Genomic DNA, 23535 nt, shown 5'->3' with positions numbered 1-23535 from the left:
TGTAATGTAAACTATAATATTCATGAAGAGCGCTAGTGTAATTGCCTCTGTTTTTGCATTCAGCTGCTTAAACTAAAGGATTTGATATGACACATAATAGTAGTAGTGAGGTCGTTATTAGACGACTTTATCAAATTACCAACAAGTACAGTGATGGTTTTGAAGCACAAGTCATTGAGCTTCTAAATATGGGGCTTGAACGGCTCAACCTTGATATTGGTATTTTATCTAGAATCAAGGGGGATACATACACGGTTATCCAATGTGTCACACCTGATGAAGTCGAGATGGCTCCAGGCGATCAATTTGAGTACAAAAATACTTATTGCGAAATTACTTGCCGTGAGAAAAGTGTTATTGCAGTTGAGCACTTTGCGATTAATGATCATTACGCAACACATCCAGCCTACAGTGCATTTGGTTTAGAATCATATATTGGTGTGCCAATATTCATTGAGGGTGAGCTCTATGGCACGCTTAATTTCTCAAGTGTCAAACCTTACCCGCGCAAGTTTCATGAGTTTGACCTTGATGTTATTCAACTTATGGCGTCATGGATTGAGGTAGAAATAATCCGCCGTAAACAGGAAGCTAAACTAACAGCACTGAATGCAAAATTAAAAAAACAGGCGCTATCAGACCCATTAACTGGGATTGCAAACCGCCGTGGTATGTTCAAACACCTTAAAAAAGATATCAACCGCTTGTCTCGCCACAGCTCCTCTGGCTATTTGATGATTCTTGACATTGATTTTTTCAAAAACATTAACGACAAACATGGCCACCAAGTAGGTGACAAAATACTCATTAGTATTGCAAAGAAACTAAAGCAGTCGATACGAGATTACGATTTCATTGCCCGTTTTGGCGGCGAAGAGTTTTTATTGTGGCTTCCAGACACTAAGGAAGGGCAAGAGCAAAGCGTCTACCAGCGAATAATGACAAATATCCAAAGTATCGATCTACTTGATTCAACAATTACCGCCTCAATTGGTGCCTGTTATTTCGAGTTAATGCACCATGACAATATGGCGTTTGCCCACAAAGTTGATGAATTGATAGCAAAAGCAGACCAAGCACTATATCAAGCGAAACGTAACGGGCGAAATCGAATAGAGTATTATCATCCAGATTTTTTATGATGCTACGACTTAACATACAAAATATAAATACAGACTATAATATAAAGAATGATAATTTCTAAAGCCCAGAAGAGACTGAACATAATTGAGGCAATCAAAAAATAAATTACTATTTTAAAGCCCTAAATTATTACTAAATGATGTAAGCCATGATATGGTTAAATTAATCAAATATAAAAAAATAATTCAATGCAAGCAAATATACAGTCGTTATTAGAGCAAGCTCAGCAAATGTGCGAGACACGCGGTGCTAGATTTACAATAACGCGTAAAAAAGTTTTAGAGTTGATGCTTAAACATGGCGGAGCTATCAGTGCTTATGATTTACTCGATAAATTAAAAGAGACAGATACCGCTGCAAAGCCACCAACCGTTTACCGCGCTTTAGATTTTTTATTAGAACAGCACTTTATTCACCGAGTTGAATCTCAAAATGCATTTATTGCCTGTAATGATTTTTCAGATACACATCAATTACAGCTGTTCATTTGTGAAAAGTGCCAAGAAGTACAGGAAATTCATTCGCCACAGATTCAGCAATCATTAAATGACCAAGCACGTTTGAATGACTTTCAAATCAAAACACAAACAGTTGAGGCACGAGGGCTTTGCCATCATTGCCGAGTAGACTAACAACATTGTAGGAAATTAGTTAGACATGAATGTTGATTTTATTAATCCTTTTTTAGACTCTTTGCTTAATGTATTAAGCACCATGGCCAGCACTACGTTGAAACCTGGAAAACCCGCATTAAAGAAAAATGAAGTCGCTCACGGTGACGTTTCCGGGCTCATCGGAATGGTGGGCCCTAATACCAAAGGGTCACTCTCGATTTCCTTTGAAGAATCTTTAGCATTACAAATCATGCACCGCATGCTGGGTGAAAGCCCTAGTGAAATTAACGAAGAAGTAACCGATATGGTTGGTGAGATCACCAACATGGTAACAGGTGGCGCAAAAAACCTGCTAGGCAACAAAGGTTACGAATTTGATATGGCAACCCCTGTTGTTGTTTCAGGCAAAAACCACAGCATTTCTCATATGTCTGACGGTACAAAAATAATGATCCCATTTACTTCGCCTGATGGTAATGCCGTTATTGAAATTTGTTTCGATAAGTAACAAATTAAGTGTAATTACACAGGCAATCTTAACTAGATTACCTGTGTAAATAGCCCCCAGCTATCACCTCAAAACTCCACCAACAAGTCCGCCCTCACGTAAAAAACACCTAAAGCATTGAGTTTAAACAAAAAACGAAAATAACATTATTCAAGTTCAACAAAACGTTAAATAAATACGGTAATGATATTGATTATCATTAGTCATCGTGTAAACTACTGCACAATTATTTACTTTAACTGGAAGTTAGCATGTTCAATTCAAAACTTACTACTATTGCATCAGCAGTATTACTTTCACTGGGCCTAAGTGCCTGTGGTGGTAGCAGCGACAACAAAAACACTGCACCAACAGCTGTATCACTATCAGCAGTTGAAATTACTGAGAATGCAGTAGCACAAACTGTCGGTACACTAAGTGCAACAGATGCAGACTCTAACGAGTCATTCACTTACGCTGTTGACGATGCACGTTTTGAAATTTCAGGTTCTTCTCTTAAGTTAAAAGCTGACCAATCAATCGATTTTGAAACTGAGCAAGAAGTGACTGTGAGAATCACTGTCACTGATAAAAAAGACAACACATTTAGCGATAGCATCGTACTAACAGTAACTAACGAGTTAGATTCATACGATTTCTTAAATGCTGACGGTGAATCAAGTGTTGCTTACTCTGGTCAAATCGCTCGCCAAGTATTGATTAAAGAATTATTTAGCTTCATCGGTACACTAGAAACAACCTCAACTGTACTAGATACATTTGAAGATGGCGCAGCATTAAAAGCTGAACTGATGAGCCGTTATGCTGGTACAAAAGATGAGTGGAATGAAAGTGTTGATGACACGTTAGAGTTCACAACAGAACCTGAAGCTGTTCAAACAACTTACGGAAGCTTAAGTGGTTCTCATAAAAACCTACAAGGCAAAATCGCTGGTAAAGACGGTGCATTTGATGGCACTAACCGCGATTCGGCTACGCAAGATAAGAACTGGGATACTGACTTAGTGGGTTGGAACGCTAAGGGCTCAGCGACTCCTGATGGCGTTGTTATTGCATTATTTGACCAACTAGCGGCTAACTTAGATACATTTAAAGCTGGCTCAACGCGTGAAAATGTTATCGGTGAAACGATCACAAAACTATACGTTAACGAAGATGGTACTAATAGTCGTCAACTAGTACAGAAGTTCATCATGGGTGCAGTTAACTTCTCACAAGCAGCGGATGATTACCTAGATGACGCGACCGAAGGTAAAGGCTTGTTAGCTGGTAACATTACTGGCGATAAAGATGGTTCTAAGCCATACACAGCATTAGAGCATCAGTTTGATGAAGGTTTCGGTTACTTCGGTGCAGCTCGAAACTATCACGAATACTCAGATGATGAAATTGCTGGAAAAGGCGGTCGCCCAGAATGGCAAGTATTTAACGATAGCAATGCTGATGGCAAAATTGATTTAATGTCTGAGTACAACTTTGGTCATTCAACCAATGCAGCAAAACGTGACCGCAACACAGCAGACAAACCAAACCCAACAGACTTTACTAAAGATGCGTTTGATGCTTTCTTAAAAGGTCGTCACATCATTGCTCAAGCGGTTGGTGGTGAATTCACAACTGAACAAGCTGCTGAACTTAAAGCTGAAGCTCAAAAAGCGGTTATGGCTTGGGAAAAAGCGATTGCAGCAACAGCTGTTCACTACGTCAACGATACAATCGCTGATTTAGAGAAGTTAGGCACTGACGGTTACACTTCAGATGACTTTAACGATTTAGCTAAGCACTGGTCAGAGTTAAAAGGTTTCGCATTAAGCTTACAATTTAACCCATCAAGCCCTGTTTCTGCCGAAGACTTTGCAATGATTCAAGATAAAATTGGTATGAAGCCAGTCCTTACTGCAGCTGAAGTACCTGCATATAAAGATGAGTTGTTAGAAGCTCGAGCGCTATTAGCAGCTGCTTATGAATTTGATGCAGAGAACGTTGCTGACTGGTAACCACCACTCATTGGTTTGATGTAAATCATAAAAAGATTAGAAAAGACAAGCTCAGTAATGTGCTTGTCTTTTTTTTACTAAAACTAATGATAATCCTTCTCATTTGTGGTTAAATACCCTGCAAATTTATTACGTTCTCTGACTTCTTTTTTAAGGCATCAATGATGAGTAAAGTTTCTTCTTTTCGCCCACTGCTTTTATGCACAGTGATAGCTGGATTAATGACTGGCTGTGGTGAAAGTACCTCAAGTACTGCTGGTGATGGTTTCGGTGATAAAAACCCAACTAACCCAACACCACCAACCAACCCAAACGATGACTTCAATCAAACAGCACTATTAGCTAATCTAGCTGACAACGTCATCGCACCGGCTTACCAAAAATTTGAACAACTTAGTCAAGCTCAACAACAAGCGATCCACGATTACTGTCAATTAGAAAATAATTTTCAAACAAACGATGCACGTCAACCTATTGATGATGCATTAGCAACAGCGCAAACTAGCTGGCGTAACAGTATGAGCCAGTGGCAACACGCTGAAGTGATGCAAATTGGTCCATTAACCACTAACTCGGCAACATTACGTAATACCATCTATTCATGGCCAACCGTGAGCAGCTGTGGCGTCGACCAAGACGTGATGTTTTTTGAGCAAGGTACGGTCAATTCCACGCCATACGACATTACTAAGCGAACAGCAACACGCCGTGGCTTAGATGTTTTAGAATATTTATTATTTACCCCAACGACAGAACATAGTTGTAACAGCACTAAAGATATCTTAGCCAGCTGGCCAGATAAAACAGAACACGAACGCCGTGTATTACGTTGTAACTTCGCAGTTGAAGTGGCTACCGACCTTAACAATAATGCAACCACGATAGTGGAACAGTGGAGCGGTAACAATGGTTATGCTGCCGTGTTAAAACAAGCTGGCCAAGCTGATAATAAATACGCCACAGCGCATGACGGTGTTAACGCAATCAGCGATGCGATGTTTTACCTCGATAAAATTACTAAAGACCTTAAGTTAGGAACACCATTAGGGTTAACGAGTAATGACTGTGGTGGTGTAGGCAGTGTTTGTCCAGAAAGTGTCGAGTCACCATATAGTGACCACTCTATTGAAAACATGATCAGCAACCTCAAAGCCTTTAGAGCACTCTTTAACGGCGAAGGTAGCGATCCAGCCAATACCATTGGTTTTGATGATTACTTAATTGATATTGATGACACCGCGACAGCAGAGAAAATGTTAAACGATACTAATGCGGCGATTGCAGCATTAGAAAGCTACCAAGTCAGCTTGGCGCAAAGCCTAAATGACGACCCTAGCAAAGCTGAACAATCTCATCAGGATGTTAAAGACGTCACCGATCAATTAAAAGTTGATTTCATTAATTCTCTGGCATTAAAACTGCCAAAAACCGCCGCTGGCGATAACGATTAATATAGGTAGTATCATGAAAAAAACTGTTATTGCATCGATTGTTTCTGCGTTAATTGTTAGTCCAGTAATGGCTAGTGACGACGATGAGAAAAAAGTACGCGTATCACAAGAAAAAACCGCCAATGAAAAGCTGGTAGAAAAGATTCGTATCATTGGTCACAGCGACGGCCTTCGCACTGAAGGTGGCTCAGCCACCTTTATTGACGAAACGGAGTTAGAACGCTTCGAATACGATGATATTAACCGCATCTTAGCTAACGTTCCCGGCGTTAACATTCGCCAAGAAGACGGTTATGGTCTGCGCCCAAACATTGGCTTTCGAGGTGCAACCCCTGAGCGTAGTAAAAAAATTGCGCTAATGGAAGATGGTATTTTAATCGCTCCAGCACCCTACTCTGCTTCCGCTGCCTACTATTTCCCAATGGTAAGCCGCATAACTGGAGTAGAAGTATTTAAAGGTCCTGCTTCAATAAAATATGGTCCAAATACAGTCGCTGGTGCATTAAACCTAACCACTCGCCCTATTCCATATGATAAAGCTGGCGGTGTTGATATCGCTGGCGGCGCTGACGGTTATCAAAAGCTACACGGTTATTATGGCGCAACGGATAATAAGTTTGGTTATTTGTTTGAAGCGATTAATGTTCAAGCCGATGGCTTTAAAAATCTCGACTTTGGCGGTGAAACTGGCTTTGATAAAAGCTCGTACATGCTTAAACTAAATTACGATTTATCAAGCAAAGATCTGGAGCAACTCGTTGAGTTTAAAGCGGGCTATGATGAAGAAGTGTCTCACGAAACCTATCTTGGCCTAACCGAAGAAGATTTTAATGCTGACTCTAATCGCCGTTACGCAGCAACACAAAACGATTTAATGGATTGGACTCACAGCAACCTAGTCTTGACTCATTTCATTCAAAGTAAAGATTTTACCGTGACAACGCGCGCATACCGTAATGATTTCGAGCGCTCATGGAACAAGCTTAATGGTTTTAACGATACAAGCGTTAAGCTTGATAGCATCATCGCAAAACCTGAGCAAGGCCTTCATCCTGAATACCTTGAGATCTTAAAGGGTCAAAACGATTCAGAAGGTAATAACCAAGCGTTAGTACTTGGTGATAATGCCCGTGAATATTTCTCACATGGTATCCAAACGGATTTAACACATCAGTTAACATTCGCTGGCGTAGAGCATAAAATCGAAGTCGGGTTACGCTATCACGTCGATGAAATCAAACGTATGCATACCACAGATGTGTTTGATATGCGCAGCGGCCAGTTAGTGAAACGTACCACGGATGCGCCAACAGAAACTGATTTTAACAGTGAAAAGTCAACTGCAGTTTCAGTGTATTTCCAAGATAGTGTCACACTAGACGATCTCACATTAACCGCTGGTATCCGTGGTGAGTTTATTGATGCACGCTATCAAGACAGCAAAGACGCTAATGACTGGCTAGAAAAAGAAAGTCGTATTTGGCTACCTGGTATTAGTGCGTTTTATAAGGCCAGCAATGAGCTCGGTTTCTTATTTGGCGTAAATAAAGGCTATGTGCCAACAAGCCCAATGCAAAAACCTGAAACTAAAGCCGAAGAAAGCATTAACTATGAAATTGGTACGCGCTATAACGATGGTGAAACCAAAGCTGAAGCGATTGTGTTCTTCAACGACTTTAGTAATCTAAAAGAAAGCTGTACTTTCTCAGCGTCAGCTAACTGTACCGTAATCGATGAAGAATATAATGCAGGGCAAGTCGATATCTACGGTTTAGAGGCGACGGCGTCACATACTTTCGCTCTTAGCGATAGCATCGATATGCCAATTAATGCTGTTTACACCTATAGCAAGTCAGAGTTTAAAGAAAACTTTGTTTCTGACTTCCCACTATGGGGTACGGTAGAGGCTGGTGATGAAGTACCTTACCTGCCAGAACATCAACTGACATTCACCATTGGTCTATCAGCGAATCGCTGGCAGGCATCATTACTGACTAAATACGTTGGAGAGATGATTGAAACTGCTGGGGAGGGTAATGATCTTTCTTACGTCGGTAGTAAGACTGAAGCTCTGACGGTTGTTGATTTCTCAGCTAGTCACCAAATTGGTGATGGCGATGATGGTGACATCTACTTTAAAGTCGATAATATTTTCGACACCGTTGAAATCATCAGTCATCGCCCATACGGCGCTCGCCCAAGCAAGCCTCGTCAAGTAATGATTGGCTACAAGATTTCATTCTAAGCCACAGGAGTGTAAACTAGACTACCTAGTTTACACTCGCTATTTTCTTTTAGGGTGGCTTCCTTGCTCGACACACTCACAACCACATTATATCAATCAAGCCTTTATTTTCTCGATGCTAACCAACGAATCTTTTGGCTATATATTTTATCTTCGCTGGTATTAACCTTAGCGCTCATCAAATTAAAACCACAACATTCATTATCGGGCCAACCGATAAGCAATAGCCATCGCTTAACCGATTACCTGTTTAACAAAGACATTTGGTTACACCCATCGGCAAGGCATGATTATGTTATTTTTATCGTCAATAGACTCTTAAAAGCCTTTGCTATTATCCCAGTGTTAGTGACTATGGCTCCGATAGCAATAAGCTTTTCCAGTAGCCTAGAACAGTATTTTGGTAATCGAGATTATATCGATGCTTCATCCACTACAATCATGCTGTCATTTACAATAATCTTATTTATCTTTGATGACTTCACCCGCTTTTTACTCCATTACTTGTTACATAAAGTGCCTGCGTTATGGGAGTTTCATAAAGTCCATCATTCCGCTAAAGTACTAACGCCAATGACTATCTACCGCTCGCACCCAGTTGAAAGCTTACTCTACGGCTCTAGAATGGCACTAACGCAAGGTATTGCGGTTGGACTATCTTATTACCTTTTTGGCCCAACTCTCGCGATGATAGACATTCTAGGAGCGAATGCTTTTGTATTTCTATTTAACATCATGGGCTCGAATTTACGCCACTCGCATATTTGGCTTAGCTGGGGGAATTGGGTAGAATATATTTTTATTAGTCCAGCACAGCATCAAATTCACCACAGCAATCAAGTGAAGCACTTTGATCGTAACTTTGGTTCTGCATTAGCGATTTGGGATAAACTGTTTGGTTGTCATGTGCTGGCCTCAACAGTCGCTGAACCAAGTAAGATTAGCTTTGGGATAAGTAAAAAGAATCAAGAGCATCAAAGCTTAACTGAAATTTATTTAATGCCCTTTAAGTTGTCATTTTTATGCTGCATTAAGCCAATTACCCGCCTAATTGCACGAGTAAAACCAGACAGCTAAAGTGTCCCCTGAATATAACAGTTTCAGTACGACGAAGAGACCCATCATTCCCGCAACCTTTTGGGCGGGAATCTCATGCCGCTATCTACGCACTTTAAAGTGTTGCCCACACCAAAAGATCCCGGCTAAAAACACTACCGGGATGACAGAAAGACTTCGGCTAAAAATAGATGGCCCCTCTAAAACAAGCTACTTAGATTTAGCTGCTCTGTCTTTTGATAGTTAAACATCGGGCTATCAATTTTAACCGTCAATGGTACATTCGGGTTCTTCATCAAGCTTAATACATTACTAACTAATTGGCTGGTTTTAAGTGTTAATGGCAACTCAATCACATTAGCTCCTTGGCCTATCTTCTGATTTGCTAAGTTACCAGAAATTAACGGTGCAGCGGCCGTCGATACAGAGTAGCTCAGATCTTGCAATGGTAGAGTAAAATCGTTCTTATTATCAATGGCAAATGACACCATCAGTTGAACCTCTTTCATCGATGCCTTGACCACATTCACTTTACTCACTGACACTTCAGGCACAAACAAGGTAGATGATTGTGAAAACGGGACAGTCAGTCCCATAATATTTAAATCACCCGATACTTGATAATCGACCTTTTTATCTTTAAACAGCGCTTGTTGTAATGTCGAGAGCGACTCACTGGCTAAGTTGATATCTAACGTGACATCCTTTGGAGCATTAGGTGCTAGTTGGCCTATTGTGTCAGTATTACCATTGACCATAGGTTGGCCATTAACAGTTAGCTGATAGCTCGCCGAATTAACAGGCACCGAAAATAAGTTTGTATTTGTTACGGTAAAAGTTGGCTTAAACCCAATCGCTTGGCTGGATACGTCACCAAAAGCCATGGCTTTAAAGTTTACTTGTGGCGCTTTAACATGCTGCTTTAGCTGCTGTTCCACGGCGGCACAACCCGTTAGCATAATTGCACCAGATACCCACAGTGCACGATTTAACAAAGATGTATTCATGATTATATTATCCCTAATGAAACAAAAAGGAGCTAAATGCTCCTTTTTATATTGATAATATTATTATGACGTAATGTGTCAATAATGCCTACCGCTTAAAGACTAAGTTATCGATTAATCGTGCAGGTCCTAGGTTTGCCGCCGCTAAGATCACTAACTCCCTGTCATTATCCGTCACATCGCCGAGGTTATCTGCCCGTTGAACACGAATATAATCTGTTGTGAAGTCACTTTGATTTAGTGTTTCGGTAGCTTTCGCAATTGCAATATCAATACGTTGTCCGTTACTCACTTCTGCAGCGAGTTGTTGCATGACTTGATACAGTAACGGTGCAACAGTTAACTGTTGTTGATTGAGGTAACCATTACGCGAGCTTTTAGCTAAACCGCTCTCTTCTCGCACCGTATCGACACCAACAATATCAATATCCATTGACAAGTCTTCAACCATTAACTTGATTACCCTAAGCTGTTGGTAATCCTTAACGCCAAAACAAGCAACATCAGGAGTCACCAAGTTAAAGAGCTTGGCAACGATAGTGGCAACACCGCGAAAGTGTCCGGGACGACTTTCACCACAGAAAATATTACTAATGTTTGGGACTTCAACAAAGGTCTGTGCATCAAGCCCTTTTGGGTACATGATATCGGGTGTCGGAGTAAATAACATATCCACGCCATGCGCAATAAGTTGGCCACTGTCTTGCTCTAGCGTACGAGGGTAATTGGTTAAATCATTTTTATTATCAAACTGCATTGGATTAACAAAAATGCTGACTACCACTTTAGTTGCACGCTGCTTAGCTTCTTCCACTAAGGTAAGATGCCCAGTATGCAAATTTCCCATCGTCGGAACAAAGGCAATGGTTTCACCAGCTCGTTGCCATGCTTTTATTTGTTCACGTAATTGGTTTGTTTGTGCAACAACTAACATAATATCTCTTTCTATCTTTTCTACAGCGCTGGGCTATTCAAAGCTATGCTCTGGCCCCGGAAACACACTGTTTGCTACTTCATCGACATACGCTGCCGTCGCTTTATGAATATCACCCGTTAATGTCATGTAGTTCTTAGAGAACTTAGGAATATATCCAGTAGAAATACCTAAAAGGTCATGCATTACTAAGATTTGACCATCACAATCAACACCTGCACCAATACCAATCACAGGAATAGTTAACGCTTGACTGATACGGCGTGCTAAAGAACTTGGAATACACTCAATCACTAACAATTGAGCGCCAGCCCCTTCTAATGCTAATGCTTCTTCAACCATCAAGTCAGCTTGGCTTTGCTCGCGACCTTGGACTTTATAGCCACCGAACACATTAACCGATTGAGGTGTTAAGCCAAGGTGAGCACATACTGGGATACCGCGCTCAGTTAATCCAGCAATGCTTTCTAATAGCCATTTACCACCTTCAAGCTTAACCATATTAGCACCTGCTTGCATTAACTTGCCCGCATTTGCCCAGGTTTGCTCTGGTGTTGGGTATGACATAAACGGTAAATCGGCAATCAATAATGAGCCTTTATTACCCGCTTTTACACAGCGTGTGTGATAACTGATATCGTCGACAGTGACGGGGAGTGTTGAATCATGGCCTTGTAACACCATACCAAGTGAGTCACCGACAAGTAACACATCGACGCCTTGTTCACTAAATACGCCAGCAAAGCTTGCATCATATGCAGTTAATGCAGAGATCTTTTCTCCGGCGGCTTTCTTTTGAATTAGCTTGGCGCTAGTTATGTTCTTTTTCATCCTTTCCTCACTCGAAAATACGTTCAGCTGACAATTTTACTGTTCAAGTACTTGCAAACCGTTTCTAGGGCAAGTAGCTATCAACTTACTGATTGAATCACCATCTGGCAATACTAATTTAGGCGCTATTTCAGCCAATGGATATAATACAAATTCACGAGATTTCATCCCGTAATGAGGAACGACTAAGCGTTCACTATCAATAACCTGCTGTTCAATCAACAAGATATCTAAATCTAAAGTGCGTGGCCCCCAGCGCTCATCTTTTCGCTCACGGCCAAGCTCTAATTCAATTGTTTGCAATGCATCAAGCAATGTTAGCGGGCTTAAATCTGTTTCAATAGCGATAACGGCATTAACGTAATCAGGCTGATCGCTCGGCCCCATCGGCTTGCTTGAGTACAGAGACGACTGCGCAACAAGTGTAACTTGAGTCAGTGCCGCAACGGCGGCAATTCCTGTTTGCGCTTTCGCTACAGGGTTCCCTAAGTTACTACCGACACCAATATAACAGCGGGTCATATTTAGTCCTGAGTCTTTTTCTTAGGGCTGCGGCGTTTACGACGTGGGCCACTGACTTTACGGACCATATCACGCTGCACTTTTTCTGGTGCGTGTTGGAACGTTGTCCACCATTGTGCTAATTCAGCGACTTCACCGCCTTCGATCTCACCGCGAATAAGCAATAAATCATAACCAGCACGGAATTTAGGGTGAGTTAGCAATTTAAATGCTTTTGCACCACTACGGCGCGGTAAGCGTAATTGCAGTCCCCACATATCTCGAGCCATTGCCGAGAAGCGTTTAGGAATAGAGACACTACGACACTGAGCGTCACACACATCATTCATTGCAACCATCATCGCATCGTAATAACTCAAGCCTGATTCATTCATCACACTCTGAGCTTGCACTTCTATTGGGTACCATAAAAATGCAGCAATAATAAACGCCGGTGTAACACGTTGCTCACTAGCAATACGCTTATCGGTATTGGCACAAACTAGCTGGAATAACTTATCTTCTTTACCGCCTTGGTTGTCTTCTAGCAAGTCAGCACACATAGGGAAGAGTGATTCGAAAAGCTGATACTCGTTTAACAGTTTATAGTTGTCGAGCGCTTTACCTGATAAAAATAATTTTTGGTATTCTTCAAATAGACGCGCAGCAGGAATTGACTTCATTAGGTGCGACATTGGCTTAATAGGCGCACGCGTTTCTTCACTAATAGTCATGTTTAGCTTCGTTGCAAAGCGAATCGCGCGCAACATGCGCACAGGATCTTCTTTATAACGGGTTGCAGGATCGCCAATCATGCGTAACGTGCCATTATTTAAATCATTAATACCACCGCCATAGGCAATAATAGAATGATCGGCAATATCGTAATACAACGCATTAACTGTAAAATCACGACGCTCAGCATCTTCATCGATAGTACCGTACACGTTATCGCGTAATAACATGCCACTATCGTTTTGTTTCGATAAATTACCTTCGTCAGTTTCTTGATGGTGACCACGCAAGGTTGCCACTTCAATCACTTCACGGCCAAATAAAATATGAGCTAAACGAAAACGACGTCCGATTAAGCGACAATTTTTAAATAGCTCTTTAATTTGCTCTGGGGTGGCATTGGTTGCAATATCAAAATCCTTTGGGCTGTGACCTAATAATAAATCACGCACGCCACCACCAACTAAGTAGGCTTTATAGCCATGGCGGTTTAAGCGGTTAAGGACCTTTATTGCATTTACGCTCATATTTGAACGTGAAACAACGTGTTGTTCTCGAGGAATAGTCTCGACAGCTAAACCACTGGTTGTTGCACCAGCAACTTCATCAACTGGTGACGTACTACTACCAATAACTTTACGGCATAGCCCTATAACCTTAGAAAAAATAACACACCCCATTAAAAATACATAAATTTAAGCGGGCAATAATACCCTACCCGCACCAAAAAGATAAGCTTATATTTTATCTCAATAGCTAATTATTTGAGCTTGTTTACTCATCGTCTTAAGAGACCAATTTTTTGCTGCAAACTCTAACAGCTGTTCAATTGTAAAGTCCTGATATTCATGTGTAACTTTTTGCCCTAGAAAAGATAGCGCGTCAATTAAAAGGCCACGCTTGTTTTGTAAATCTAAGGCCTTAGCATGATTTTGTTTACTCAGCTTTAAACCATTGTCAGTCACAGCGAGTGGTAAATGTAGGTATCGGGCAAAGGGTTGCTCTAGATACTGATATAACGTCATTTGACGCGTGGTCACTTCTAGTAAATCACTACCTCTAACGATATCCGTGATCTTCTGATCAATATCATCAAGCACGACCACCAGCTGATAAGCGTATAAACCATCTTTACGCTTTAAAATAAAATCTTCTTGGGCAAAATCTTGTGCCACGGTAACACGACCATGCAAGCGATCATCAAAGTGATCTAACCCCTGTTGATTATTAAAACGAATCGAATGAGGGTTCGCTAGCGACTCTACAGCTTTATCAACACAATGACTTTGATATAACCCACCGCCCTGCATGATCATTTTACGAGTGCAATCACAGCCATAACAGGCATGGTTAGCGCTGATGCTAGCCAAACTATCTCGATAAAACTCATGACGTTGACTTTGATACACCACAGGTTCATCCCAGCACAGGCCAAATTGCTCAAGCGTATTTAAAATAGACACGCTTGCGCCTGCAACTTCTCTCGGGGGATCGATATCTTCCATTCGGACTAGCCACTGACCTTGATGCGCACGCGCGTCAAGATAACTGCCTAATGCAGCAACCAATGAACCGAAGTGTAAATCACCTGAGGGCGATGGCGCAAAGCGGCCACGATAAGGTGTGTGATGAGAACAAGACATACAAACAGGGAAAGGACAGAAGGAGAGCATACTCCCCTTCTGACGTTTGAAATTAACCGGCCATTTGGCGTTCTTTAATTTCAGATAGCGTTTTACAATCGATACATTGATCGGCTGTAGGACGCGCTTCTAAACGGCGAATACCGATTTCGATACCACAAGTATCACAGAAGCCAAAGTCGTCTTCTTCAATCAATACAAGCGTCTTTTCAATTTTTTTAATTAGTTTGCGCTCACGATCTCGGGTGCGAAGCTCTAATGCAAACTCTTCCTCTTGTGCAGCACGATCCACAGGATCTGGGAAGTTTGCTGCCTCATCTTGCATATGATGTACGGTACGGTCAACTTCTTCACGAAGTTGGTTGCGCCATGCTTCTAAAATAGTTTTAAAGTGATTTAACTGATCTTCATTCATGTATTCCTCACCAGGTTTTTCCTGATAAGGCTCTACTCCAGCCAGCGCCATGACACCTATTTTTTTAGCTTTTTCTGTAGGCATTTCGTTTCTCCTGTACTAGCCAACATTCGCTACATTCTTGTCCCTTAAAAAAACGGGGCGCTATCTATAGCAAATAAAATTCTTTTTGGCAATTTATTACCTAAAATATCTTTGCCATTAAATGGGGGCTGTTTATCGTAATTCAACCCCCTTAATCAAAATTAAACGGATATTTGTCGTGCGACTTTAATTCCTGATGGCGACATATCACAGCCCCACGCCATGACTTCAACACCTTCATCTTGTGCGATTTTTAATAAGCGAGCATATTCAGGATCAATCCAATCAGCCACTGACACCGTTTTTATCGCACTATGTAACACCATAAATAACAACACAGCCCGCTGTCCACTCTGAGCAATTTGTGTTAATTCTCGTAAATGCTTTTGACCACGTACAGTGACCGCATCGGGGAAAAAACCCTTGCCCTGTTCTACTTCTAAAGTAACGCTTTTTATTTCAATAAAGCAATCTTTTCGCGTATCGTCACTTAATAAAACATCAATTCGAGAATTTTCATCACCATACTTTACCTCTGTTTTTAGAGTCGAGTATCCCGTCAGAGGTTCAATAAAATCCGCTGAAATAGCTTCTACGGCTAACTGGTTGGCTCGAATGGTATTAACACAGATAAATTCACCAGCTTGTGTTTGCGTTAATTCCCAGCTAAACGGGTATTTCCGTTTAGGGTTCGGCGAGGTGCTATACCACACTAAATCTCCCGGCTGTGCACAGCCCGTCATCGCACCAGTATTAGCGACATGGAGGGTCGTTTCAGTGCCATCATCTAACACTACATCCGCTAAGAAACGCTTATAACGTTTAATTAAGGTCGACTTTTTTAACGAGGGTTCAAATTCCATAAACTACATCCAGTTCTGTTTGCTTGATTCAACTTGATAAAGAGAGCGGCTTAAGTAGTCCCAACCAAGCTCTTGGTCAATAAACGGAATAGTTAAACTGGAAGCCGCTGTAACAAAAGTTACACAACATAGTTGATGGCGACGCAGCAAAACACTTTGTTTGAACTTAACCTGTTGAATTTTATTAATTGGGAAACAGTAATAGTCTACACCCAACAGCCCTTTGCGGATATATAGATAGTTCTCGTCACGGTTAAATCCCCAACGACGCCACCTAGCCCAAACAAGAGAACTCATTAACGCACCGCTAACAAGGACTAGTGGGATAAGTGCATATTGCTCATTAAACGCGAAAAATCCAATAACCAATAGGTGAAACGGCACAATAATCACGCCAATATACTTAAACATAAAGCGTTTATTAATCGGCTTATAGTCAATGGTTTCAAGTTTACTCAGCGGCCATACTTCATTGATTAACTCACTACACTCTTCTAGCGTCACAGAAGGCACCATCAGTTTGCTGCGCAGCCCTCCCTGTTTACCATGCGAGATCATATTGAGCTGTTCAAATTTAAGATTAATTCGCTTAATCAATACGTCAAGCCAGTCTTGTTGGCGAATAATCAACTGTAAGCGTGACAACTTCATGACCACTTCATGATGAGACAATAAACCGCTACGTTGAATGTAGTTTTCATCTTTACGTGTCAGCTTATAACCGTAAAACGCAATAATTGAACCTATGACCGATAGCAACATCACAATAATATAGGCAAGAATAATGGTACTCACCACATAAAGCGTTAGCTCCCACCACGGGTGACCCGGCCCAAAAAAGAGTTCTTCTAAATCTATCCCTAAACTTAAACCAACATCGATAACGTTATCAATGATGGTCTCAGCCATCGGCGCAAGTATTGCTAAGAAAATCCACACTCGATTATTGGTAATACCATGAATCACTAAATCTTTGAGTGAACGCTGATTTAGCAATTGCTCCTGCTCAAGGCTTTCAGTCTCCGATTGCATTAACTCAGCTTCAGTCTCAGCTTGATGAGATTGTTGGTAGCTTAAAATGGTCGCCTTTAACTGTTCGGCGAGCTCACGAGCAACCGCGACAATATTTGCTTCATTTTTTGCTGAACCTGCGGTGTCTAGCTCTAAAGTGGTGTAACCAAACGGTCTAAAATAGACAGGAGAAATCAGTTTAACGTTTTGGATACGAGTAAAAGGTAAGTCGAGATGCGTTTTAAAGATAACCCCGGCATGAATCTCAATGTTCTGATCGTTAAGGCGATACTTAAAAAAGTAATATTGCAAGAAAGCAACCAATAACAATAAGCTCAAAATGCCTGCAACGCCTGCCGCCACCCATAATGGGTACGCCAAGATTTTATCGTACGAGGTGAAGATAATTGGGATTAAATAGATCGCATTATTGACTATTAGCATTAAGTTTTTTACAAAAAAATGCAACCAAGCAATTGACGAGACGCGTTGCCACTTATTCATGAGCGGATACGTCCTTATGCGCTAAAATAAATTGACGTAATGCTAAGGCATCTTGGTGATACAAACCCGGAAGCTCAAACGTATGCAAGGCACCACCAGCACTAAACACCTGAATTGTAGCAAGGTCTAACTTACGTTCTATCGGGCCACGCTTCAATTCAATATGCTGTAAGCGTAATAGCGGCTGAATAACCACTTTCTTAAAAAAGACCCCTGTGTAAAAACTGATATCACTTTCTCGCAATACATAACCTTTGGCTTTATCAGCAAAGTAGCCATAAATATTTAACATCAGAGCAAGGGCAGCGACAACCATTAAAGCAATAGATAAATTTTCCTGTGCCTCAGCGGAAAATGGACTAATAGTTTGCCAACGGGCCACCGCTAGCAACAATAGTACAATACCAGTACTGATCAGTCTTAATACGACATTGGCTTTAATATGCGTTGGTTGTAATGGCGTCACTTGCTGGTGTTGATACTGAGCTAATTGTGCACTATCAATAACCTGATTTGAAAACAATGGTGTAGTCATAAGCTGTTTACTCTATCCCTATAAATCTATGCAACCCGTTAGTGTTAATACAAACAAGCTGTTATTAAGTCAATTTTGTGGTGCTAACATGCTGCAATTACAAAACACCCTACTATAGTCTATCTAAGTGAAAAATAATGCGCTATTTAACAATCGATTAGTAACAAAATATCAACAAAGATAATTGCTACAATTAGAAATCATCTTCGCAACAGCTTAGAGAGAATAGTTTTATTTTTGCAATCAGGTATTATGTCTGCAATCAAGCTTTTTACTGAAGCTTACTTTTTGACAAATTTAGGAATTATCATAATGAGCACTACATTAACGATCGCCCTATCACACCAAGCCGCCGACCCAAAGTGGGGTAACAATGCTATCTTGACCAGTGATGGTCAAGGCATGCAAATTCATTTAACGGGTGAGCAAGCACAACAACTAGAAATTATTCAACGCGCTGCTCGTCGCCTACAAACTCAAGGCATTAATAATGTTGCATTAACGGGTGATGATTGGTCACAAGACATGCAATGGGCATTTGCTAAAGGCTTTAGTATTGCTCGCGGTGAAGCGACGCTTACGTGGGCTGGTGATGACAGTAATACTCACGCTAATTTAAATGCACTGCGCGCTTCTCGCGACTGGGCCGTGGCTATGATCAATGGCGCGCCTCAGGATATTTACCCTGAGTCATTAATTAATCACGCTATTGCTGAAATTAGCCGTGTTGCCCCTGAGCATGTCAGCTATGAAGTCATCAAAGGTGACGAGCTACTTGAGCAAGGCTGGATTGGTGTTCATTCTGTTGGCCGTGCAAGTAGCCGCGTTCCAGCGATGCTAGTACTTGATTACAACCCAACGGGCGACACTAATGCGCCTGTAGCAGCCGCGTTAGTAGGTAAAGGCATTACCTTCGACAGTGGTGGTTACAGCATCAAAAGTGGCGCAGGTATGGCGGCAATGAAATGTGATATGGGCGGCTCAGCAACAGTAACAGCAGCATTGTCTTTAGCGATAAGCCAAGGGCTTAACAAGCGCGTTAAGCTTATCCTATGTTGTGCAGAAAACTTAATTAACGGCTCAGCATACAAATTAGGTGACATCCTCACCTACAAAAATGGCCTAACCGTTGAGATCTTAAATACCGACGCAGAAGGCCGCCTAGTATTAGCCGATGGTTTAATGGTTGCAGGCGAAACAGGTGCACCATTAATTATCGACGCAGCGACATTAACGGGTGCCGCACTGACTGCCGTTGGTACACAGTACAATGCCGTATTTGGTTTTGATAATGAGTTAGCCCAACGTGCGATTGGTTACGGTCACACTGTTAATGAACTGAACTGGCAGTTACCACTGAACGAGTTCCACAAGTGGGAATGTCCATCACCTTATGCTGATACGGCCAACACCACCATGGCGAAAAGCGGCGTACCGGGCGCGAGTAATGCAGCGGGTTTCTTAGCTCACTTCGTCCCTAACGACGGTAAAGGTTGGTTACACTTTGATATCGCAGCCTGTTTCCAAACCAGCGGTACGGCGAAATGGTCGGCGGGCGCAACGGGTGTAGGTATCGAAACTATTGCGCAAATTTTATTGCAAGAGTAATAGCTAAAGCGATGAATCACTAAATGAAAAGCGCGATTAGAACTCATCTAATCGCGCTTTTTATTATGTTAATAGCTGCTTCTCTGAGGCTTTAAACAACCTTAGGATTAATCTGTTATTTTTAACCAGCAATAGTCGCAGACAAAATTATCATCGATCATTTGTGCTAACTGCCACCATTTCGCCACCCCAGTTCGAGCAGCCATAATTTCAATAAATTCTTTACTTTCAATTGAAATCTTATGATGACCTTGTTCTATTCCCTCTAAAAACTTTTCGCTATTAATGTTCCCTTGCTTATCAACAGGCACATCTATCCTTGATGGAGCTATAAACTGTACCATTTCTAATGCACCATTAGCATCAGGAATAACAGTATAGCGATAACCGTCAGACGCAGAAAGAAACAAAGGGGCGCCCCATCCTACCTTGGTGACCCGATAATTTGTCTCTGTTTCGGTATTAGACTGTTTGAGCTCTCCTTTCAATGCAAAAGCTTTCACTTCAAGCGCTTTTCTCTTCACAGAAACATTTTTTGTCTGCTCAATCTGTAGAGAATGAACCTCAACTCTGCTTTGGGTATCTAGGTGTTTCCTTATTACTTGAGCACTTTGTTGCTGCACTGTGATTGCGTTCCACAAACCACGTTCTCTTAACGCATTTTGGCATTGAATCAACACCAATTCAGGGCTACGAATGGATGCCTTCGCCCCACATAAAATATCCAAATCAAACGTCCCCCGTAGCCCCCCTTCAGGGTAACCAGCATAAGGCTCGTTTCTTGCGTTAAATGCCATCACTTGCTCAGTAACGGCTTGGGCTAAATCGCCTGTTACTGCATCATTTGATAGTAAACTTAACTCGAAAGTTCTTCTGCTTCGGAAATGGTTTCCGCTCAGCTTAAAATTGCTCACCTCAAAGAGATAATGAATAACTTGTTTAGTCTCTTCAGAATAGAAGAATAAATCAAAGCGCTCAGCAACCATCGCTTGCCTGAGATAAGCATTAGCTACGTTAAATGCATAGTCTCGCTTTATTTCATCACTGTTACAGGCGGTATCGTTACCTAAACAGTTAACTACCTGAATAGGAGCTGGAGACTTTTCAGCCTGAGCAGCGGTGGCGATAGGTGGAGTGCTTAAAGCCAGACCACAGACACACAAAATCCCTCTTATTAGTCCTTTCATTATTCCTTTGCTCTTATCGATCTTAAGTTAAAATAGGAAACACAAAGTAGCATAGTAAGTCTAAATTTTAAACTTATAAAGCAAGTAGTTAGATGAGTGAAGCTACGAGAGGAAGAATAATCTCGCTAGCAGAGTTTACTCTCTACTTCTCTTTTAGGTAAGATGAGAGCCTAATCAAAAACCTGCTTAACAGGCCAATAGACATCGCCCTGAAGGCGCACCCTTCAGGACATCATGTTTCTATAAACTACAACGCGGCTTTCAGTTGATAAAGTGCCTGACCGCTAGCCTGATATTTACGCTCAAACGGCGTGATAGTCGGTTGTGGATTAAACTCATGCACCGATGCCTGCTTATTAACCACGGCTAAAGCAGCCGCAAATTCATCAAGGTATAAACGCCAATTACTACGCATTTCTAACTCACCACCTAATGCCACCAATGCCGGAAACACTGCGGCACCATGCCAACGACGTTGTAGGTGTTTGGATTTAGGCCAAGGGTTAGGGTAGAGAATGAAATGCTTTTCAGGCAACATTTCAGCCTCAAGCGCCAAGCGCCAGAAATCGTTTAAGTCCGTGCGCAGCAGCATAAAATTATCCACACCATGCTGCTCATAAGCTTCATTTTTATTGAGGCGATGACCTGATTTATCCATGCCAATAACAAAGTGTTCTGGATACAGCTTAGCTAAATTAACCGTACTGTCACCGACTCCGCAGCATGAGTCAAAAATAATTGGCTTACCTTGTTTTTCAACTTCCGCTGCCACCAGTTTAAAGCCTTCTAGTGAATGGCTTTGATAGGGCTTTTGAAAAGGATGTTTCAGGTGCTTTTCAACCACATCAACAAGATGCTCGTGAATCCCTTGTTGATTGGTAATAATTTGATGTGAATTAGCGAATGACATAATGGGGCTCTATGAACGTAAACCAATGCCTCGATCGATCATCCAGTACGCGACACTAAATAGCGCAGCAACAAAGACGAAAATCATCGAGAAAGAATAAATTAATGGAATATCACTAACGCCTAAGAAACCATAACGGAAGGTGTTAATCATATATACGATTGGGTTCGCTTTTGACACAGTTTGCCAAAAGTCAGGTAACAGAGTCAGTGAATAGAACACGCCACCCAGATAGGTTAGCGGAGTTAAGACAAAGTTGGGAATAATGCTTATATCATCAAAGCTTTTCGCCAAGATAGCATTAATCAAGCCGCCTAACGCGAATAATATTGAGGTTAGCAACACACTAATCGCTAAAACAAATAAGTTAAACACCTGCAAATCAACAAAAAATAATGACAAAATGGTGACGATAATACCTACAGATAATCCGCGAGCGACACCGCCGCCAACATAACCTGCAATTATCACCCATGTCGGCACTGGCGCAACTAATAACTCTTCGACATTGCGTTGAAACTTGGAGCTAAAAAACGATGATGCAACATTGGAATAGGAGTTGGTGATCACCGACATCATAATCAAGCCGGGAACGATAAACTCCATATAACTAAACCCAGACATTTCCCCAATGCGTGAGCCAATCAGATTACCAAAAATCACAAAATAGAGACTCATGGTAATAGCCGGCGGCACTAACGTTTGCAGCCATATCCGCGTAAAACGGTTGACTTCTTTAGTGATTAAACTTTTTAAGGCAATAAAATTATTTGCTGACACGGTCAATCCTAGTTGTTGCCATTTAACGGCTTTGGTTAACTAAGTTAATAAATAACTCTTCTAAGCGATTCGCTTTATTTCTCATACTCATGACCTGCACTTGCTGTGAGGTTAATTGACTAAACAATGTATTAAGCGCGTTATCACGCTCAACATCCACCTCAAGCGTGTGATCATCAATAACGCGATACTCAACCTCATCGAGTGTGAGAGACTGGAGATCACCCGTAACATCTAAAATAAAAGTTTCGACATTAAGCTGGCTAAGTAGTGCCTTCATTGTCGTATCTTGCACTATTACCCCGTGGTCGATAATACCGATATTACGACACAGCATTTCGGCTTCTTCTAAGTAATGAGTGGTCAGAATAATAGTGACCCCTTCACTTTCGTTAAGCTGTTGTAGAAATTCCCACATCGAGCGACGTAGCTCAATATCAACACCTGCCGTTGGCTCATCTAAAATAAGTAGCTGCGGTTGATGCATTAAAGCACGGGCAATCATTAAACGACGCTTCATACCACCAGAAAGCTCTCGTGATTTAACATCTTTTTTTCCCCACAGCTCTAGCTGGGTTAAATACTTTTCAGCTCTAAGTAAGGCTTCGGCTTTTGCCACACCATAATAACCAGCCTGATTCATCACCACCTGAAGGACGGTTTCAAACTGGTTAAAGTTAAACTCTTGTGGTACTAAACCAATGTGTTGTTTGGCTAATGTAAGGTTTTTATCAATGTCATAACCAAACACTTCAACATGGCCTGAGGTCTTATTAACTAGCGAAGAGATAATACCAATGGTGGTGGACTTACCCGCACCATTGGGCCCTAACAGAGCGTAGAAATCCCCTTGCGCCACTTCAAGGTTTATTCCTTTAAGTGCTTCAAACCCATCAGCGTAAGTCTTTGTTAAGCCGTTTATAGTAAGTGCTTTCATATTGCTCCGTTTATTCAGACTTGAGCTGTTCAACAC

22 protein-coding genes are annotated in these 23535 nt (G+C 41.5%); 8 read left to right on the top strand and 14 right to left on the bottom strand.

Annotated elements, in window-relative coordinates; genetic code table 11:
- Window positions 1-86 precede the first annotated feature (86 nt).
- From Q8W26_RS10100 to Q8W26_RS10070, 7 genes are all read left to right on the top strand, one after another.
- Entirely contained in the window at window positions 87-1142 is a 1056-nt protein-coding gene (locus Q8W26_RS10100; protein ID WP_101213764.1) for a sensor domain-containing diguanylate cyclase, read from the top strand.
- 189 nt (window positions 1143-1331) lie between these two features.
- A complete protein-coding gene (locus Q8W26_RS10095) occupies window positions 1332-1775 on the top strand; it encodes a transcriptional repressor (protein ID WP_101213763.1) in 444 nt (147 codons plus the stop codon).
- Window positions 1776-1800: 25 nt separating this feature from the next.
- Entirely contained in the window at window positions 1801-2265 is a 465-nt protein-coding gene (locus tag Q8W26_RS10090) for a chemotaxis protein CheX (RefSeq protein ID WP_101213762.1), read from the top strand.
- 251 nt (window positions 2266-2516) lie between these two features.
- Window positions 2517-4262, top strand: a complete 1746-nt coding sequence (locus tag Q8W26_RS10085) for a DUF4856 domain-containing protein (RefSeq protein ID WP_101213761.1) — start codon at window positions 2517-2519, stop codon at window positions 4260-4262.
- A gap of 161 nt (window positions 4263-4423) precedes the next feature.
- Window positions 4424-5713 (top strand): imelysin family protein, encoded by a 1290-nt coding sequence (locus Q8W26_RS10080; protein ID WP_305473259.1) that lies wholly within the window; start codon window positions 4424-4426, stop codon window positions 5711-5713.
- Between the two features lie 13 nt (window positions 5714-5726).
- Window positions 5727-7958 carry a TonB-dependent receptor domain-containing protein gene (locus Q8W26_RS10075; protein WP_101213759.1) on the top strand — a complete coding sequence of 744 codons (2232 nt, stop codon included), beginning with the start codon at window positions 5727-5729 and terminating at the stop codon, window positions 7956-7958.
- A 63-nt stretch (window positions 7959-8021) separates the two neighbouring features.
- Window positions 8022-9035 (top strand): sterol desaturase family protein, encoded by a 1014-nt coding sequence (locus tag Q8W26_RS10070; protein ID WP_101213758.1) that lies wholly within the window; start codon window positions 8022-8024, stop codon window positions 9033-9035.
- A 179-nt stretch (window positions 9036-9214) separates the two neighbouring features.
- On the opposite strand, the gene Q8W26_RS10065 is transcribed toward Q8W26_RS10070, so the two are convergent.
- From Q8W26_RS10065 to Q8W26_RS10020, 10 genes are all read right to left on the bottom strand, one after another.
- Window positions 9215-10021, bottom strand: a complete 807-nt coding sequence (locus tag Q8W26_RS10065; RefSeq protein ID WP_101213757.1) for an LEA type 2 family protein — start codon at window positions 10019-10021, stop codon at window positions 9215-9217.
- Between the two features lie 88 nt (window positions 10022-10109).
- The gene (panC, locus tag Q8W26_RS10060; RefSeq protein ID WP_101213756.1) at window positions 10110-10955 is read right to left on the bottom strand and encodes a pantoate--beta-alanine ligase; all 846 of its coding nucleotides are present in this window, start codon (window positions 10953-10955) and stop codon (window positions 10110-10112) included.
- Window positions 10956-10988: 33 nt separating this feature from the next.
- Complete coding sequence (panB, locus tag Q8W26_RS10055; RefSeq protein ID WP_101213755.1) at window positions 10989-11786, bottom strand: 3-methyl-2-oxobutanoate hydroxymethyltransferase; 798 nt, start codon at window positions 11784-11786, stop codon at window positions 10989-10991.
- A gap of 36 nt (window positions 11787-11822) precedes the next feature.
- Window positions 11823-12308 carry a 2-amino-4-hydroxy-6-hydroxymethyldihydropteridine diphosphokinase gene (gene folK, locus Q8W26_RS10050; RefSeq protein WP_101213754.1) on the bottom strand — a complete coding sequence of 162 codons (486 nt, stop codon included), beginning with the start codon at window positions 12306-12308 and terminating at the stop codon, window positions 11823-11825.
- A 2-nt stretch (window positions 12309-12310) separates the two neighbouring features.
- Entirely contained in the window at window positions 12311-13702 is a 1392-nt protein-coding gene (gene pcnB, locus Q8W26_RS10045; protein ID WP_101213753.1) for a polynucleotide adenylyltransferase PcnB, read from the bottom strand.
- A 69-nt stretch (window positions 13703-13771) separates the two neighbouring features.
- Complete coding sequence (gluQRS, locus tag Q8W26_RS10040) at window positions 13772-14695, bottom strand: tRNA glutamyl-Q(34) synthetase GluQRS (RefSeq protein WP_305473253.1); 924 nt, start codon at window positions 14693-14695, stop codon at window positions 13772-13774.
- A 22-nt stretch (window positions 14696-14717) separates the two neighbouring features.
- Window positions 14718-15164 (bottom strand): RNA polymerase-binding protein DksA, encoded by a 447-nt coding sequence (gene dksA, locus Q8W26_RS10035; RefSeq protein ID WP_101213751.1) that lies wholly within the window; start codon window positions 15162-15164, stop codon window positions 14718-14720.
- Window positions 15165-15325: 161 nt separating this feature from the next.
- Entirely contained in the window at window positions 15326-16027 is a 702-nt protein-coding gene (gene sfsA, locus Q8W26_RS10030) for a DNA/RNA nuclease SfsA (RefSeq protein ID WP_101213750.1), read from the bottom strand.
- Between the two features lie 3 nt (window positions 16028-16030).
- Window positions 16031-17542, bottom strand: a complete 1512-nt coding sequence (locus Q8W26_RS10025; protein WP_101213749.1) for a PH domain-containing protein — start codon at window positions 17540-17542, stop codon at window positions 16031-16033.
- Complete coding sequence (locus Q8W26_RS10020; RefSeq protein ID WP_101213748.1) at window positions 17535-18077, bottom strand: PH domain-containing protein; 543 nt, start codon at window positions 18075-18077, stop codon at window positions 17535-17537. The genes Q8W26_RS10025 and Q8W26_RS10020 overlap by 8 nt, the downstream gene beginning before the upstream one ends.
- A gap of 312 nt (window positions 18078-18389) precedes the next feature.
- On the opposite strand from Q8W26_RS10020, the gene pepB reads away from it, so the two are divergent.
- Entirely contained in the window at window positions 18390-19685 is a 1296-nt protein-coding gene (gene pepB, locus Q8W26_RS10015) for an aminopeptidase PepB (RefSeq protein ID WP_101213747.1), read from the top strand.
- 107 nt (window positions 19686-19792) lie between these two features.
- Here the strand turns inward: pepB and Q8W26_RS10010 are convergent, their stop codons facing one another.
- From Q8W26_RS10010 to Q8W26_RS09995, 4 genes are all read right to left on the bottom strand, one after another.
- Window positions 19793-20872, bottom strand: a complete 1080-nt coding sequence (locus Q8W26_RS10010) for a hypothetical protein (protein WP_153071472.1) — start codon at window positions 20870-20872, stop codon at window positions 19793-19795.
- Window positions 20873-21119: 247 nt separating this feature from the next.
- Complete coding sequence (locus tag Q8W26_RS10005) at window positions 21120-21782, bottom strand: tRNA (guanosine(46)-N(7))-methyltransferase TrmB (protein WP_101213745.1); 663 nt, start codon at window positions 21780-21782, stop codon at window positions 21120-21122.
- A gap of 9 nt (window positions 21783-21791) precedes the next feature.
- Window positions 21792-22562, bottom strand: a complete 771-nt coding sequence (locus Q8W26_RS10000; protein ID WP_101213744.1) for an ABC transporter permease — start codon at window positions 22560-22562, stop codon at window positions 21792-21794.
- A 22-nt stretch (window positions 22563-22584) separates the two neighbouring features.
- Complete coding sequence (locus Q8W26_RS09995; RefSeq protein WP_101213743.1) at window positions 22585-23499, bottom strand: ABC transporter ATP-binding protein; 915 nt, start codon at window positions 23497-23499, stop codon at window positions 22585-22587.
- Window positions 23500-23535 lie beyond the last annotated feature (36 nt).

It is taken from the genome of Psychrobium sp. 1_MG-2023, from assembly GCF_030689115.1.
GTDB lineage: Bacteria > Pseudomonadota > Gammaproteobacteria > Enterobacterales > Psychrobiaceae > Psychrobium.
This window is presented reverse-complemented; position numbering and strand designations above follow the sequence as displayed.